We start from the raw sequence: 14919 nt of genomic DNA on the forward strand, positions 1-14919 counted from the left end.
TGTCATGCATTTCCATTTCACCGCTGCGGCGAAAATGATACTTTATAGGGCTGAACGCGGGATCTTTTCGCGCAACCCACAGAACGGGAAGTCATGTGAAATATTTTCTTATTTTCTTATTGGTGTTAGCTATCTTCGTCATTTCAGTGACGCTGGGCGCGCAGAATGACCAGGTGGTCACGTTCAACTATCTCCTCGCGCAGGGTGAGTTCCGTATTTCGACGCTGCTTGCCGTGCTTTTTGCCGCTGGTTTTGCTATCGGCTGGCTGATCTGCGGCCTTTTCTGGTTGCGCGTTCGCGTCTCTCTGGCGCGCGCCGAGCGTAAAATTAAACGTCTGGAGCACCAGATCGCGCCAGCCAGCGCAACGCCTGCCGAAGCTGGCGTTCCTGCGGTGAAGGAATAATCATTTATGCTGGAGTTGTTGTTTCTGCTTTTGCCCGTGGCCGCAGCCTATGGCTGGTATATGGGGCGCAGAAGTGCACAACAGTCCAAACAGGACGATGCGAGCCGTCTGTCGCGTGACTACGTTACAGGGGTTAACTTCCTGCTGAGCAATCAGCAGGATAAAGCCGTCGATCTGTTCCTCGATATGCTGAAAGAGGATACCGGCACCGTCGAAGCCCACCTTACGCTGGGCAATCTGTTCCGCTCGCGCGGTGAGGTTGACCGCGCGATTCGCATCCATCAGAGCTTAATGGAAAGCGCCTCGTTAACCTACGATCAGCGCCTGCTGGCCGTGCAGCAGTTGGGGCGAGATTATATGGCCGCCGGGCTTTATGACCGGGCTGAGGGGATGTTTAAACAACTGGTGGACGAGACGGATTTTCGCCTGAGCGCGCTACAGCAGCTGCTGCAGATTTATCAGGCGACCAGCGACTGGCAGTCGGCGATAGAAGTGGCCGAACGTCTGGTTAAGCTGGGGAAAGATAAACATCGCGGTGAAATCGCCAATTTCTGGTGTGAACTGGCGCTACAGCAAATGGCGGGCAACGATCTCGACAAAGCGATGGCGCTGCTGAGGAAGGGCGCCGCCGCGGACCGCAATAGCGCTCGCGTTTCCATCATGATGGGCCGAGTCTGGATGGAAAAGGGCGACTATGCGAAAGCCGTAGAGAGCCTTGAGCGAGTGATTGAGCAGGATAAAGAGCTGGTGGGCGAAACCCTGGAAATGCTGCAAACCTGTTACCAGCAGTTGGGTAAAACCGACGAATGGGAAGCCTTTTTACGCCGCTGCGCAGAGGAAAACACCGGCGCGACAGCCGACCTGATGCTGGCGCAGATCCTTGAACAGCGGGAAGGTGCCGAGTCCGCGCAAAACTACGTGACTCGCCAGCTGGAGCGACATCCAACGATGCGCGTGTTCCATAAGCTCATCGACTACCATATCAATGAAGCCGAAGAGGGGCGCGCGAAGGAGAGCCTGGGCGTTCTGCGCCATATGGTGGGCGAGCAGGTCCGCAGCAAACCGCGCTACCGCTGCCAGAAATGTGGTTTTACCGCCCATACGCTGTACTGGCACTGTCCGTCCTGCCGGTCGTGGTCATCGATTAAGCCTATTCGCGGACTGGACGGGCAATAAATTAAAAAAAAACGCACTTTAGTTACAACATACTTAAAGGTTTTTTACGTCATATCCTCCGGCTTCGGCGCCCCCGTCGTCCGGCAGGAAGCGAAATGCAGCCTGTTATTTTCGGCTTATCGCAGGTAGAATGCTGCCCGTTTACCTTTTTTGCGCCAAACCGGCGCTCATCAACAATTAAGGTCCGGTCATGACGTCTACTGCTACATCTTCTTCCCGCGTTGTCACATCCTCTCCCATCGTCGTTGCTCTAGATTATGATAACCGTGATAAAGCGCTGGCATTTGTCGACCGTATCGACCCGCGCGACTGCCGCCTGAAGGTGGGCAAAGAGATGTTTACCCTGCTGGGGCCGCAGTTTGTTCGTGACCTGCACCAGCGCGGTTTTGAGGTTTTCCTCGATCTGAAGTTCCACGATATCCCGAATACCACGGCGCGTGCTGTCGCCGCTGCGGCAGAGCTGGGCGTCTGGATGGTCAACGTTCATGCCTCCGGCGGCGCGCGTATGATGACCGCTGCACGTGAAGCCCTGCAACCATTCGGAAAAGAGGCGCCGCTGCTGATTGCGGTCACGGTATTAACCAGCATGGAAGCCAGCGATCTGCAGGATCTGGGCATTACGCTTTCTCCGGCTGACTACGCCGCGAAGCTGGCGGCGCTGACCCAGCGCTGCGGGTTGGATGGTGTAGTCTGCTCGGCGCAGGAAGCGGTTCGCTTTAAGCAAGAGCTGGGCCAGGCGTTCAGGCTGGTGACGCCGGGCATTCGTCCGCAAGGTAGCGATGCGGGTGACCAGCGGCGCATTATGACGCCGGAACAGGCACAGGCGGCGGGCGTAGATTACATGGTGATTGGTCGTCCGGTAACGCAGTCTGCCGATCCTGCCGCCACCCTGCGCGGCATTAACGCATCGTTGAACAAGGGGGTATGATGAGCGATTCCAACAGCCGTCTGGTGTATTCAACGGACCGCGGCCGTATTGATGAACCCAAACCGGCACAAGCGCGCCCGAAAGGGGACGGTATCGTACGTATTCAGCGGCAGACCAGCGGGCGTAAGGGTAAGGGCGTGTGCCTGATTAGCGGTATTGATGAAAGTGACGACGCGCTGACGAAACTCGCTGCCGAGCTGAAAAAGAAATGCGGCTGCGGCGGAGCGGTTAAGGATGGCGTGATTGAGATTCAGGGCGATAAGCGTGACTTGCTCAAATTGCTTCTCGAAGCCAAAGGCATGAAAGTTAAGCTGGCAGGCGGTTAATCAATAATAAGGCCACGATAAATATCGTGGCCTTCATTTTTGTGCTGGTGTACTCGTCAGCTAATATAAATTTTCATATTATTGTTCGTGGTTAATATTATTTACCCACCTGGTGGCCGATAATACCGCCGACTGCCGCGCCGCCCAGGGTACCCAGGGTGCTACCGTCAGTTAATACCGCACCACCCAATGCACCGGCGCCTGCGCCGATTGCGGTGTTGCGATCGCGTTTAGACCAGTTAGAACAAGCGCTCAGAGACATTGCAACAGTGACGGCCAGAACTACCGCGGCCATTTTTTTGTTCATTGAAGTCATCATTTTTTTTCTCCTGAATAATCTATTCACGGATACAACTTCCCTTAAGCATAGCTTGTTACTCTTGCTCAGGGGTTATTCCATGAAGCTTTAGTTGCGCAGGTGTTACTCTAATCACGCAGGTGATAGTTACTCCCTGTTATATCGCTAACATTAATTCTACTTTCTATAAATTTTTCAGGCAGGTAAAAAGTCTGAATTCAGGTGTCAGAAAAGTCTCAGACGATAGCGATGCCGGGCAGCCCCGGCAAAGTAAGGACAGGATCAGGGATGGTTGACGATATCGACGGCTAAACCGCATTCGATTAACTGGCTGTGCACGGCATCATTGAGATTATCGTCGGTGATAATACGGTTAAACCGTTCTATCGGCCCAAGGGGATAGGGGTGAACCACGTTGAATTTAGAGCTATCGCTCAGCACAATCGCCTCACAGCCCTTTTCCAGCACCGCGTTAACCACGTCGGCACGCATCATATCCCGTCCGGTAAATCCGGTTTCAGCCTGCCAGCCGTCAATGCCGATAAAGGCCTTGCTGAAGTGGACTTGCTGAATAAACTGGCGGGTCAGTGGGCCAACCATACTTTCGCTGCGCTTTTGATAGATCCCGCCCAGCAGGATCACTTCTCCAGGCGTCTCTTTCAGCAGATGCGCAATATAGCTGCTGACGGTGATGATGGTGATATCGCCGCGCTCGGCCAGCGTGCGGGCGAGCAGGGCGTTGCAGCTCCCGTTCTCGATAAACACCGTCTCTCCGGCAGAAACGCGCGTTGCGGCCCGCGCAGCCAGCTCTCGCTTAATGGCGAAGTTGGTCATCATGCGGGTTTCCACATCTTCGCTATCCAGCGGAACGGCGAAGCCGTGAGTACGACGCAGGTAGCTCTGCTTCTCGAGTGAATTCAAATCCTGGCGAATGGTGACTTCAGAGACACCGGTCATCTTCGCGAGATCGGCCACGCTAATACGGCCTTTGTCGATGACCATTTGCAAAATACTTTGTTGTCGGGCGTTCATAGCAACTTCGCAGTTAAGGGCTATTTGGGCGAGCGATCGGCCCTGGGTGGCCGATTGCGGTGATGTAGATTATCAAATTTCCCACGGCGCTTTAGGCTGACCGGGTTTATTTTCCTGCTCGTCGCTGGAAAGCGCCTGCAGCTCAGCTTTGAGGATTTCCAGATTATGAATCGCGGAGTGATAATCCCCGGCAACCAGAATATCCAGCACGGTATCGATTCGTTGGGCGAGCAGACGGGCATTCAGATCTGACATGGCGTTATCCTGGTTACAAATGTGAATAAAATCAATGATGCTAAAAACGGATGAAAAAGAGAAGCGAAAAAAACGCACAAACTAACCCATCTACGATGATTCGTGGGCAACGCGCGGAAAAACAGCTGGAAGGGATAAAAATGCGGCTCCGTTTAAGGGAGCCGCACAGGGCAGTTATCAGGCGGCAGGACGCGCAATCACGCTACGGGTTTCCATACGGACTTCGGCAATTGTCACATCAATCACATCCGTGACTTTGTAGACGACTTCGCCTTTAATCTGCACGGTGCCGTTTTCCTGGCTGCACACCAGCTCATCGCGCACGGCGTGAAGGAACGGCGCCGGGATAAAGGCAACCGCGCCGTTATCAACCAGACGCACGCGCATGCCGCCGCGGCTGACATCGATAATCTCAGCAGCAAAGCGGGTAGTGGTACCGGCCTGCGGATTCAGATAGCGGGCGTACAGCCAGTCTCCGACATCGCGCTCCGCCATGCGGTTGAGGCGACGGCGTTCAGCCATTTGGATCGCAACATCATCCTGCGGACGGGAGATCGCTTCCCCTTTGATAATCGCTTTCAGCAGACGATGGTTAATCATATCGCCGTACTTACGGATCGGGGAGGTCCAGGTCGCATAGGCTTCAAGACCCAGCCCGAAGTGCGGGCCCGGCTCGGTGCTGATTTCCGCAAACGACTGGAAGCGGCGAATACGGCTGTCGAGGAAACCGGACGGCTGCGCGTCCAACTCGCGACGCAGCTTGCAGAAGCCCTCAAGCGTCAGCACTTCCACCGGGTCAACGTGTACGTCGTGTGTCTTCAGTAAGGCCGCGAGCTGCTCGGTGTTGGCCGGATCGAATCCGGTATGCACGTTATAAACGCCGAAACCGAGCTTATCGCGCAGGACGCGGGCGGCGCAGATGTTGGCGGCGATCATTGACTCTTCAACGATACGGTTGGCGATGCGGCGAGGTTCGGCAACGATATTCAGCACTTCGCCTTTGTCGCCCAACACAAAGCGATAATCCGGGCGGTCTTTGAACACCAGCGCGTGGTTTTTACGCCATTCGCTACGACGCAGGCAGGCCTCCTGCAGCAGTTTAATTTGCCGGGCGATAATCTCGCTGTCCGGCTGCCAGCTACCGCTGTTTTCCAGCCAGTTGGAAACATCATCGTAGGCCAGCTTCGCTTTCGACTCGATGGTCGCCGCGAAGAACTCAATATCGTCTTCGATGGTTCCGTCATCAGCGAGGATCATGCGGCAGGCCAGCACCGGACGAACCGCGTTGGGGCGCAGGGAGCAGAGGTCGTCAGAGAGCTCGCGTGGCAACATCGGAATGTTGAAGCCCGGCAGATAGTTGGTAAAGGCGCGAATTTTCGCCGTGTTGTCCAGCTTGCTGCCTTCGGCAATCCAGGCGGTTGGATCGGCGATAGCGACGGTCAGGTGCAGTTTACCGTCAGCGTTCTGCTCGACGTACAGCGCATCATCCATATCTTCGGTGCTGGCGCTATCGATGGTCACGAAAGCCAGGGCCGTTAAATCACGGCGTTCCAGACCTTCATCAAGCATCTCGGTCGCCACGCCGTCCGGCGCTTCTTTTTCCAGATTATGACGCGCCAGGGTGACCCACCACGGAACGAAATGATCATCGCCAAAGGTAATGTACTGGGTGAGCTCAGCGTAGAAACCGCGGTCGCCTTTCAGCGGATGACGGCGCATTTCGGCAACGGCCCAGTCACCCTCTTTAAAATCATGCTCTACGCCGCGCGCGGCGCGGCAGGGAATGGCATCTTTCAGCAGCGGATGGTCAGGAACGATAGAAAGACGATCGTCTTTTTTATGAACTTTGCCGACAAAACGCGTCAGGAACGGCTCAACCAGTTCTTCCGGTTCAGCGCTTTCGCGTTCTTTTTCAGTATTGACCACGGCGATAATACGATCGCCATGCATCACTTTTTTCATTTGCGGCGGCGGAATGAAATAGCTTTTCTGCGAGTCGACTTCGAGGAAGCCAAACCCTTTTTCCGTCCCCTTAACGACCCCTTCAACGCGCGGAGTCTGGGAATGCAGTTGCTGTTTAAGCTGCGCTAGCAGCGGGTTGTCCTGAAACATAATTTCGTATTTTCGTGGCTAAAAGAGCGGCTGACATTTTTACGCGAATATGCCTGCCGCAGCAAGCGCTGTTTCAGCAATTTACGTCTCCTGACCTACATTCCCGAGGGCGATTTTCAGCCGATTCATCCAACCGCACAGCCCGCACCAGGCGAGCAGATCGATAGCCGCGCTGCGGGAAAGCCCGTATTCAGTGAGGGGAGTTAGCTGGGCGGCGCTGAAACGGTCGGGCGCGCGGGTCAAAAGCTGTACGGATTGCAAAAGCTGGCGCTCAATTGACGGGGTGTCTCCCCATGCCTGGACGCCGGATTCATTACCGCGCAAAGCGTCCGTAAGAACGGCTAAATCTGGACATCGCGAAGCCCAGGCGTTAAAGCAGCTGACGCTGCCATTAATCCGCGCGGCTATCAGCGCCACCTGCGCAGCGAACGGCTGTTGGCCGCTGAGATGGGTCAGAAGCTGTTCCTGAAGCGCCAGTGGAGGCTCCTGGGCCGCCAGCAGCGGAGCCAGTTCGAACAGGCCCGGATGTTTTTGCCAGTTCGCTAAAAGCGACTGGCGCTCATCGTCGGCATAGCGTAAGTCGGAATCGTCAAGACCTGGCTGCCAATCACTCTCCCTCGCGTCAAAAAGCGCTTCCGGAGCATCTTCTTGCTGCGGCATGCCGGGGATCCAGCGCACCGGGTAGCCCAGCGCGGCATGGAATACGGCGATAGCGCGGGCCTGGAAGCTGATAAAACCAATGATCTGGTTGATGAGGATAATATCGCGACTGGTCAGCCCGACTTCGTCCAGCTGGCTGCGGGAGAGCGAGTTAATCAGCGAAGGAGAGCTCGCGAGCTGGCGTGCGTACTGGGTAATCTGCGCCAGACGACGATTGCTCTCGCGCGAGGAGTCCGGGCCGGGAAGCGGCGCCAGCCGGGCGGCGTAGTGATTGCACAGGCGTTGTACGCCATAAACCTGGGCAACGGTCAGCGCCGTACTCAGCCGATCATAGGCGCTAAACGTCTGCAGGCGATTAACCGTCACTGTCGTGGGGAAGAGGGCATCTGCCAGTCGCCGGGCCGGCGTAAGCCAGCGCGCATGCGCCTTGAGCAGCTCTTCGGGGAGCGTCAGATCGAGTAGGAAACGATCTTCAACGTGGGCAGCTTCTGGGACGAGCGGCAATACATCCACCGGGCAGATTGTTGACTGGGTCTCATGATACCAGTGGTTTTTGCCGTAAACGCGGCGTTGCTCCATGGGCGTTCCTTGTTCGGTATGTGGCAAACCGCCGTTTCGCGGTCATGCTATGCGGAACTATCCTGGCTTAACCCTGGAGCGGGAGAAAATATTGATACGTGCTAACAAATAGCGGATTGGAATAACAGCAGGAAAGTATAGGGGAAAGAACCCTCCTCACGGATGCGAGGAGGGTGAAGAACTTATTTCAGTTCCAGCTCGTTCATCGCCGCGATGCTGAAGCCGCCGTCAACGTGAACGACTTCGCCGGAGATACCGGCAGACAGGTCGGAGCACAGGAATGCTGCGCTGTTGCCCACGTCTTCAGTGGTGACGGTGCGACGGATCGGGGTGACCGCTTCGCAGTGCGCCAGCATCTTACGGAAATCTTTAATACCGGAAGCCGCCAGGGTACGGATCGGACCGGCAGAGATGGCGTTAACGCGAACGCCTTCCGGGCCCATGGCGTTCGCCATGTAGCGCACGTTAGCTTCAAGAGAGGCTTTTGCCAGGCCCATCACGTTGTAGTTCGGAATGGCGCGCTCTGCGCCCAGGTAGGAGAGCGTCAGCAGGGCGGAACCCGGGTTCAGCATCCCGCGGCAGGCTTTCGCCATCGCCACAAAGCTGTAGGCGCTGATATCGTGAGCGATTTTGAAACCTTCACGAGTTACCGCGTTAACGTAGTCGCCGTCCAGCTGGTCTGCCGGCGCAAAGCCGATAGAGTGGACGAAACCGTCAAACTTCGGCCACACTTTTGCCAGCTCGGTGAACAGAGATTCGATGCTCTCATCTTCCGCGACATCGCACGGCAGGACGATATTAGAGCCCAGCGCGGCGGCAAATTCTTCCACACGACCTTTCAGTTTTTCGTTCTGATAGGTGAACGCCAGTTCAGCCCCTTCACGGTGCATGGCTTGCGCGATGCCGTAGGCGATGGACAGTTTGCTGGCAAGGCCAGTCAACAGAATGCGCTTACCGGAAAGAAAACCCATAGCTTTTAATCCTTATCGTTATTGCGTATTTTTACTTTAACAATCATTTAGTTAGCGTTGTCATTTCAAAATAACTCAAATTTAGCCGGGAATTATATCCCACTGACGACCCCTTGTGTCACGATATTTTTCTGCCATCCGCCACGTCATATCGCGCTTTGGCTACCGTGTATACAAGAGTATACCATCTGAAATTGTGGCGATATGGCGCTAGCGGCGAACGATTTCCGCCAGTAAAAGTCGGGCGTCCGCAGACCGCGGTAACAGCTCGCCGGGCGATTGGTTCTGCCACCAGATCCCGGAGCCGGCCTGATAAACCGCGTCAGCCAACTGCCAGCTACCCTGGAGAATCCATGCGATGCCCTCCGCGCCGGGCCGCTGTCCTTCCGCGACGACGTTCACGCGCGCTGCGGCGCGCGAGCGCTGGGTCATAATATTGAAGTCCAGGCCGCGTCCGGAGATACCTTCGCTGGCGAGGGGCCACTCGCCGGCAAATGCCCACGGCTGCCAGAGCTCAAGGCGCTGGGCGATATCATCGCCTCGTAGCCACAGCGGCTGTCCCTCAAGCAGGGTGATGACCCGGTCAACGCCGGGAAAAAGGGAGAACGGACCGTCATTTTCCAGCGTGGCGATGCTGGCGCGCCAGAGAAACGGCGCGTACGGCGAAGCGACGCTGACGATTTCGCGCGTTTCCCCGCCGCCATTTTTCCACGGCGTCACGGGGAGGGTAGAAAATTGAACCGGAACAATCATCGCAATTTACGCCTCGGATTATTTACCGTCTTTACGCCAGGCATCGGCAGTAAGCGCTTCGCCGAAATGACCGGCAATCAGGCGTTTTGTTAGCTCGTGCAGCGGAGACGCCAGAACGTCGGCGGTGCTGCCGCGTTCGACCACTTCTCCTTGATGCATCACCAGCACCTGATCGCTGATGTGCTTCATCATGCCCAGATGCTGAGTCACGTAAATATAGGAGATACCCTGTTTTTCCTGCAGCTCCAGCATCAGGTTAATCAGCTGCGAGCGCATTGACATATCCAGCGACGCCAGCGCTTCATCGCAGACGATGACCTTCGGACGCAGGATCAGCGCGCGCGCCAGGCCCAGACGTTGTTTCTGTCCCGGCGCCAGCATATGCGGGTAGTAGCTGACGTGGTCCGGCAGCAGGCCGACCATTCGCAACGTTTCGATAATCTGCTTCTGCCGCGCTTCGGGTTCGAGGTCGGTATTCAGGCGCAGCGGAAAATCGAGGATTTGCGAAATACGCTGCCGGGGATTGAGCGAGGTCGACGGATCCTGAAAGATCATGCGAATCTTCTGGCTGCGGAAAGAGTAATCGCCAAACGTCAGCGGGCGATCGTCAATCAGCAATTCGCCGGTGCTGGGTTCAACCATTCCAGCGAGCATTTTCGCCAGCGTCGATTTGCCGGATCCGTTCTCGCCGATAATTGCCAGAGTCTGGCGCTCGCGCAGGGTAAAGCTTAGCGGCTTGACCGCTTCCACCGTTTGCCGATGGAACCAGCCGGTGCGGTAGCGAAAGGTCTTACTCAGATTGCGCACTTCAAGCAATGTTTCGACCATTTCACTCTTTCTCCATGTTCAGCGGGAAATGACAGGCATAGAGGTGGTTACGTGCGCCCACCAGCCGGGGCGTTTCGATACATTCGCGCTGGGCATAAGGGCAGCGCGGCCCGAGCCGGCAGCCGATGGGCAGCTGTTCGAGCAGTGGGATCGCCCCCGGCAAGGTATTGAGCCGACTCTTGTGCGGCATGGCGCTACCGAAATCGGGAATCGCCCGAATCAGCGCCTGCGTGTAAGGGTGATGAGGAATCGTCACCAGCTCTTCGCTCGGCGCGGTTTCCACCGTCTGTCCGCAGTACATCACGTTGATTTTGTCCGCCCATTTACTGAGCATCTGCATATCGTGACTGATCAGCAAAATGGTGGTGTTGTTGTTTTGGTTTAACCGCGTCAGCAGGCGGATAATTTGCGCCTGCGTCGTGGGCTCCATGGCGTTGGTCGGCTCGTCGGCGATCAGCAGCCGCGGTTGGTTAGCCAGCGCGATGGCGATCATGACCTTCTGGCACTCTCCGTCCGTCAGCTCATAGGGAAAGCTGCGCATCGCATCTTTATGGTCTTTAATCCCCACGCGGTGCAGGAGCTCGATGGCGCGCCGCTTGCGCCAGCCCAGGCGCTGCCACCAGCGTCCTTTAAAGGTCCAGCCGGGGATATTCTGCGTCAGCTGCTGGCCGATCCGTTCGGAAGGGTCGAGACAGGATTGCGGCTCCTGGAAAATCATCGAGACGTTGTGGCCCACCAGTTTACGCCGCTCGCGTACTGAGAGACGCAGCAGATCGATATCGTCGAAACGCATACGGTCGGCGGTCACCCGCCAGTTGTCTTTGGTGACGCCGCAAATTGCTTTGGCAATTAAGCTTTTACCCGAGCCTGACTCTCCGACCAGGCCACGAATTTCCCCCTCAGCGAGGGTCAGGCTGACGCGATCGACGGCTTTTACCCAGCCTTCGCTGGTCTTGAACTCAATGGTTAAATTACGGATATCGAGTAACGGCATTATTCCACCCCGGCGATAATTGCGCGGCGGATCCCGTCGCCCAGCAGGTTAACCAGCAGGACGCTAATCATAATGGCCGCGCCCGGCAGCATCACCGTCCACGGCGCAACGTAAATCAGCTCCAGCGCGTCGCCGAGCATCGCTCCCCACTCCGGGGAAGGTAGCTGAGCGCCGAGGTCGAGGAAGCCCAGCGCGGCGATATCGAGGATCGCCATCGACAGCGCGCGGGTGATCTCCGTGACCAGACCAGAGGTAATGTTCGGCAGTACCGCGAACCATAAAATATTCAGCGTCGAGGCACCGTCAAGGCGGGCGGCGATAACGTACTCTTTTTCCAGCTCGTCATGCACCATGCTGTAAACCGAACGCACCATCCGCGGCAAAAGCGCCAGCCAGACGGCGAACATCGCGTGGCTAAGGTGCGGCCCGGCGAAGGCGACCACGATAATGGCCAGCAGCAGGGATGGGATCGACAGCAGCGTGTCAAGAATATGGTTCATCACCGCCGACCGCAGGCCGTGAGTGGACCCGGCAATCACGCCGAGCACCAGCCCCAGGAGGGCGGCGCCGAGCGTCACTACAAATGCGCCGCCGACCGTTGGCGCCGCGCCGCTCAGCAGGCGGCTCAGGACGTCGCGACCGAGATCGTCAGTACCGAGAAAGAACGACACTTCGCCGTACCGCGACCATGACGGCGGCAGCAGCTGATAGCCGAGGAACTGTTGGTCGATGCCGTAAGGGGCGAACCAGCCGCCGAAAACGCACAACAGAATCAGCGCCGCGCAGCCGTACAGGCCAATCATCGCGGTTGTATCACCGTAGAATTTTCGCCATACGGTGCGCAGCGCACCCGGCGGGCGCTTCTCCAGATAGACGCTATCGTAGGGCATACCATTCCTTATGTTTCAGTGGGTTTGCCATCGCACCCAAAATATCGGATATCACGTTCACAATAATCACCAGCGCGCCGATGACCATCACGCCCGCCGAGATCGCGGCGTAGTCCTGTTGGCGAATGGCGTTTATAAGCCAGCGGCCGAGCCCCGGCCAGCTAAAGACCATTTCGGTAATCATCGCCAGCGTTAGCATGGTGGAGAACTGCAGCCCCAGGCGCGGGATCACCGGCGGCAGGGCGTTGTGCAGGACGTGGCGGTGTAAAATTGTCCGCCGCGATACGCCCCGGGTGGCGGCGGCTTTGACATAGTTGGTGTCGTACACTTCGCTGGTGCTGATGCGCATCAGACGGATCACTTCTGTCGTCGGCGCCACCGCCAGGGTCAGTACCGGCAGCACCATGTGGCGCGCCGCGCTGACGATCATTTCGTGACGCCATGGCGAATCAGAGAGCCACGCGTCGATCAGCGCAAAGCCGGTGACCGATTTAACTTCATAGAGCAGGTCGAAACGCCCGGAAACCGGAAACCAGCCCAGGGTGAGGGAGAAGAACAGGGTCAGCAGCAGCGCCAGCCAGAAGACGGGAATTGAAAAGCCCAGCAGCGCCAGGGCGCTGATCAGGGTATCTGGCCACTTATTCCGCATGATCCCCGCCAGCATACCGACGGGGATCCCGATCACCAGCGCAAAGCCGAAGGCGAGGATACAGAGCTCCATGGTGGCGGGAAAGACCTCTTTAAGCTGCTCGGAAATCAGCTGCCCGTTGATGCTGGAAACGCCGAAATCCCAGTGCAGCACCCCCTCAAACCAGAAGAGCCAGGCGTTCCACAGCGAGGCACCCTGCAGCGGCGCATGGGGCGTAAAGTAGCTCAGGCTAAAACCGACAAAGGTCAGCAGGAAGAGGGTAATCAGCAGCAGCAGCAGGCGACGCAGGGTAAAAATAATCATGGTTTTTTCACCTTGTCTTCTTTTTCCCGCGAGACGCCCGCAAAAGAGGCGTTGCCAAACGGGCTCAGCACCAGGCCTTTCATATCGTAACGGTAGGCCTGTAAACGCAGGGAGGAGGCCAGCGGCAGCACCGGTAGTTCATCGGCAAGAATGCGCTGCGCCTCTTTATAGGCCTCGATGCGCGATGCCAGCTGCTGCGAAGTGAGCGCTTTTTGCAGCACCTCGTCGAATTCGCGATGACACCAGTGAGCATAGTTGGTTTGCGAGGCAATCGCCGCGCAGCTCAAAAGCGGACGGAAAAAACTGTCCGGATCGTTACTGTCCGTTGCCCAGCCGGACAGCGTCAGGTCATGACTCATATCCATTAATCTGGCCTCCTGGAACCGGCCTTCGACCGGGACAATAATCACCTTCACGCCAATCTGCGCCATATCTGCCTGAATAAGCTCGGCGGTTTTCAGCGGGCTGGGGTTCCAGGCCTGCGAGCTGGTGGGTACCCACAGCTTAAGCGTTAGCTTTTCCAGCCCCAGGGCTTTCAGCCGGGCGCGGGCTTCAGTAGGGTTATATTCGGTGATCCTGGCCTCGTTATCGTAGGCCCATGAAGCGCGAGGCAGCATGGACGCCGCGGTTTCCGCCGTGCCGTAGTAGATCGACTGCATCAGGCGCTGGTTGTTGATGGCCAACGCCAGCGCGTGGCGTACCTCCGGATTATCGAGCGGCGGCTTAGCGGTATTAAACGCCAGCCAGGCGATATTCATTCCCGGACGCAGGGTCAGGCGCAGGCGCGGGTCGTCGCGCAGAATAGAGAGCTGGCTTGCGGCGGGCCAGGCCAGTACGTCGCACTCGCCGGTCAGCAGTTTCGACAAGCGACCGGTGCCGCCGGAGCCAAGATCGACCACCACTTGCGGCATCAGCGGTTTACCGCGCCAGTAGGCCGGATGGCGCTGCAGGCGAATGTACTGACCGCTGCGATACTCCTCCAACTGGAACGGACCGGTGCCAACCGGTTGCCGATCGATCATTTCCTGACGATCGCTCTGCGCCAGCTTCGCGGCATATTCTGCCGACATTACCGAAGCGTAGTGGGTGGCCAGGTGCCAGAGGAATGAGGCGTCCGGGCGTTTGAGGCGAAACTCGACGGTATGACTATCCAGTTTACGCACGCTTTCCACGCTGTCGGCAAACTGTAGGCTATCGAAATAGGGGAAGCTGCTGCCGTTGACGTTGTGCCACGGGTGGTCGCGATTAAAAATACGACCAAAGGTGAAAATCACGTCATCGGCATTAAAATTGCGGGTCGGTTTGAACCAGGCAGTGGTCTGGAAAGGCACGTTGCTGCGCAGATGGAAGCGGTAGGTTGCGCCGTTGTCCAGCACCTCCCAGCTTTCAGCCAGTTCGGGGACCAGACGATAGGTATAAGGATCGACATCAAGCAGGCGGTCGTAGAGCTGGGCGGCCAGGGTATCGACGATCAGGCCGCTGCTGACCTTTTGTGGGTTAAAGGTGTTGACCTGACCGCTGACGCAATACACAAAGCCGCTATCGCGAATGTCGGCGTGCGCAGGCAGCGCGGGCGCGGCGAAAGCTTGCCCGCACAGCATAGATGCCGCTGCCAGGAGAGAAGACAATTTCAGGCGCATAATTTCTTTTTGATTATAGAGCAAGGCTCTATCTTATTAATATTAAATAACATTTACCACCACCTTATTGCCTCTGAAGATAATATAAGCGATGGTTGCGTCGGCTATTTGACCAACGGAT

Annotated in this window: 16 protein-coding genes; 4 read left to right on the top strand and 12 right to left on the bottom strand. The window is 56.9% G+C overall.

What is annotated here, in order from left to right; all coding sequences use genetic code 11:
* The first annotated feature begins 95 nt into the window (after positions 1 to 95).
* From IYV58_RS11605 to yciH, 4 genes are all read left to right on the top strand, one after another.
* Positions 96 to 404 carry a LapA family protein gene (locus tag IYV58_RS11605; RefSeq protein WP_014229014.1) on the top strand — a complete coding sequence of 103 codons (309 nt, stop codon included), beginning with the start codon at positions 96 to 98 and terminating at the stop codon, positions 402 to 404.
* Between the two features lie 6 nt (positions 405 to 410).
* Positions 411 to 1580, top strand: a complete 1170-nt coding sequence (gene lapB / locus IYV58_RS11610) for a lipopolysaccharide assembly protein LapB (protein ID WP_004121242.1) — start codon at positions 411 to 413, stop codon at positions 1578 to 1580.
* A 190-nt stretch (positions 1581 to 1770) separates the two neighbouring features.
* Entirely contained in the window at positions 1771 to 2508 is a 738-nt protein-coding gene (gene pyrF / locus IYV58_RS11615; RefSeq protein ID WP_087829251.1) for an orotidine-5'-phosphate decarboxylase, read from the top strand.
* Positions 2508 to 2834 (top strand): stress response translation initiation inhibitor YciH, encoded by a 327-nt coding sequence (gene yciH, locus IYV58_RS11620; protein WP_004121238.1) that lies wholly within the window; start codon positions 2508 to 2510, stop codon positions 2832 to 2834. The genes pyrF and yciH overlap by 1 nt, the downstream gene beginning before the upstream one ends.
* Positions 2835 to 2931: 97 nt before the next feature.
* On the opposite strand, the gene osmB is transcribed toward yciH, so the two are convergent.
* The 12 genes from osmB to sapA form a co-directional block, all read right to left on the bottom strand.
* Entirely contained in the window at positions 2932 to 3150 is a 219-nt protein-coding gene (osmB, locus tag IYV58_RS11625) for an osmotically-inducible lipoprotein OsmB (RefSeq protein WP_004139496.1), read from the bottom strand.
* A gap of 264 nt (positions 3151 to 3414) precedes the next feature.
* On the bottom strand, positions 3415 to 4164 hold the full coding sequence (locus IYV58_RS11630; protein ID WP_004121233.1) for a DNA-binding transcriptional regulator YciT: 750 nt from the start codon (positions 4162 to 4164) through the stop codon (positions 3415 to 3417).
* Between the two features lie 72 nt (positions 4165 to 4236).
* Entirely contained in the window at positions 4237 to 4419 is a 183-nt protein-coding gene (locus IYV58_RS11635; RefSeq protein ID WP_004121231.1) for a YciZ family protein, read from the bottom strand.
* A gap of 177 nt (positions 4420 to 4596) precedes the next feature.
* Positions 4597 to 6531, bottom strand: coding sequence for an exoribonuclease II (locus tag IYV58_RS11640; RefSeq protein ID WP_049112423.1), 1935 nt, complete (start codon positions 6529 to 6531; stop codon positions 4597 to 4599).
* Between the two features lie 81 nt (positions 6532 to 6612).
* Positions 6613 to 7770 carry a CMD domain-containing protein gene (locus IYV58_RS11645; RefSeq protein WP_049112425.1) on the bottom strand — a complete coding sequence of 386 codons (1158 nt, stop codon included), beginning with the start codon at positions 7768 to 7770 and terminating at the stop codon, positions 6613 to 6615.
* Between the two features lie 182 nt (positions 7771 to 7952).
* Positions 7953 to 8741 carry an enoyl-ACP reductase FabI gene (gene fabI / locus IYV58_RS11650; RefSeq protein ID WP_004121225.1) on the bottom strand — a complete coding sequence of 263 codons (789 nt, stop codon included), beginning with the start codon at positions 8739 to 8741 and terminating at the stop codon, positions 7953 to 7955.
* 210 nt (positions 8742 to 8951) lie between these two features.
* Positions 8952 to 9494: a HutD/Ves family protein gene (locus tag IYV58_RS11655; protein WP_195729618.1), complete on the bottom strand. Its 543-nt coding sequence runs from the start codon at positions 9492 to 9494 to the stop codon at positions 8952 to 8954.
* A gap of 18 nt (positions 9495 to 9512) precedes the next feature.
* Positions 9513 to 10322, bottom strand: a complete 810-nt coding sequence (gene sapF, locus IYV58_RS11660) for a putrescine export ABC transporter ATP-binding protein SapF (RefSeq protein ID WP_004121221.1) — start codon at positions 10320 to 10322, stop codon at positions 9513 to 9515.
* A 1-nt stretch (position 10323) separates the two neighbouring features.
* The gene (sapD, locus tag IYV58_RS11665) at positions 10324 to 11316 is read right to left on the bottom strand and encodes a putrescine export ABC transporter ATP-binding protein SapD (protein WP_004121219.1); all 993 of its coding nucleotides are present in this window, start codon (positions 11314 to 11316) and stop codon (positions 10324 to 10326) included.
* The gene (gene sapC / locus IYV58_RS11670) at positions 11316 to 12206 is read right to left on the bottom strand and encodes a putrescine export ABC transporter permease SapC (protein ID WP_004121217.1); all 891 of its coding nucleotides are present in this window, start codon (positions 12204 to 12206) and stop codon (positions 11316 to 11318) included. Before sapC ends, sapD begins: the two co-directional genes overlap by 1 nt.
* Complete coding sequence (gene sapB / locus IYV58_RS11675; protein WP_004121215.1) at positions 12193 to 13158, bottom strand: putrescine export ABC transporter permease SapB; 966 nt, start codon at positions 13156 to 13158, stop codon at positions 12193 to 12195. Before sapB ends, sapC begins: the two co-directional genes overlap by 14 nt.
* Positions 13155 to 14798 (bottom strand): ABC transporter substrate-binding protein SapA, encoded by a 1644-nt coding sequence (gene sapA, locus IYV58_RS11680; RefSeq protein ID WP_004121213.1) that lies wholly within the window; start codon positions 14796 to 14798, stop codon positions 13155 to 13157. Before sapA ends, sapB begins: the two co-directional genes overlap by 4 nt.
* Positions 14799 to 14919: the final 121 nt, after the last annotated feature.

It is taken from the genome of Klebsiella sp. BDA134-6 (assembly GCF_015601345.1).
Classification (GTDB): Bacteria; Pseudomonadota; Gammaproteobacteria; order Enterobacterales; family Enterobacteriaceae; genus Klebsiella; species Klebsiella grimontii.

What these genes read in the sequence shown, in the direction of transcription:
- sapF (WP_004121221.1), bottom strand. Translation starts at nt 10,322, where the DNA reads ATGGTCGAAACATTGCTTGAAGTGCGCAATCTGAGTAAGACCTTTCGC.
- IYV58_RS11640 (WP_049112423.1), bottom strand. Translation starts at nt 6,531, where the DNA reads ATGTTTCAGGACAACCCGCTGCTAGCGCAGCTTAAACAGCAACTGCAT.
- sapD (WP_004121219.1), bottom strand. Translation starts at nt 11,316, where the DNA reads ATGCCGTTACTCGATATCCGTAATTTAACCATTGAGTTCAAGACCAGC.
- IYV58_RS11645 (WP_049112425.1), bottom strand. Translation starts at nt 7,770, where the DNA reads ATGGAGCAACGCCGCGTTTACGGCAAAAACCACTGGTATCATGAGACC.
- pyrF (WP_087829251.1), top strand. Translation starts at nt 1,771, where the DNA reads ATGACGTCTACTGCTACATCTTCTTCCCGCGTTGTCACATCCTCTCCC.
- IYV58_RS11630 (WP_004121233.1), bottom strand. Translation starts at nt 4,164, where the DNA reads ATGAACGCCCGACAACAAAGTATTTTGCAAATGGTCATCGACAAAGGC.
- yciH (WP_004121238.1), top strand. Translation starts at nt 2,508, where the DNA reads ATGAGCGATTCCAACAGCCGTCTGGTGTATTCAACGGACCGCGGCCGT.
- IYV58_RS11635 (WP_004121231.1), bottom strand. Translation starts at nt 4,419, where the DNA reads ATGTCAGATCTGAATGCCCGTCTGCTCGCCCAACGAATCGATACCGTG.
- lapB (WP_004121242.1), top strand. Translation starts at nt 411, where the DNA reads ATGCTGGAGTTGTTGTTTCTGCTTTTGCCCGTGGCCGCAGCCTATGGC.
- IYV58_RS11655 (WP_195729618.1), bottom strand. Translation starts at nt 9,494, where the DNA reads ATGATTGTTCCGGTTCAATTTTCTACCCTCCCCGTGACGCCGTGGAAA.
- sapA (WP_004121213.1), bottom strand. Translation starts at nt 14,798, where the DNA reads ATGCGCCTGAAATTGTCTTCTCTCCTGGCAGCGGCATCTATGCTGTGC.
- sapB (WP_004121215.1), bottom strand. Translation starts at nt 13,158, where the DNA reads ATGATTATTTTTACCCTGCGTCGCCTGCTGCTGCTGCTGATTACCCTC.
- osmB (WP_004139496.1), bottom strand. Translation starts at nt 3,150, where the DNA reads ATGACTTCAATGAACAAAAAAATGGCCGCGGTAGTTCTGGCCGTCACT.
- fabI (WP_004121225.1), bottom strand. Translation starts at nt 8,741, where the DNA reads ATGGGTTTTCTTTCCGGTAAGCGCATTCTGTTGACTGGCCTTGCCAGC.
- sapC (WP_004121217.1), bottom strand. Translation starts at nt 12,206, where the DNA reads ATGCCCTACGATAGCGTCTATCTGGAGAAGCGCCCGCCGGGTGCGCTG.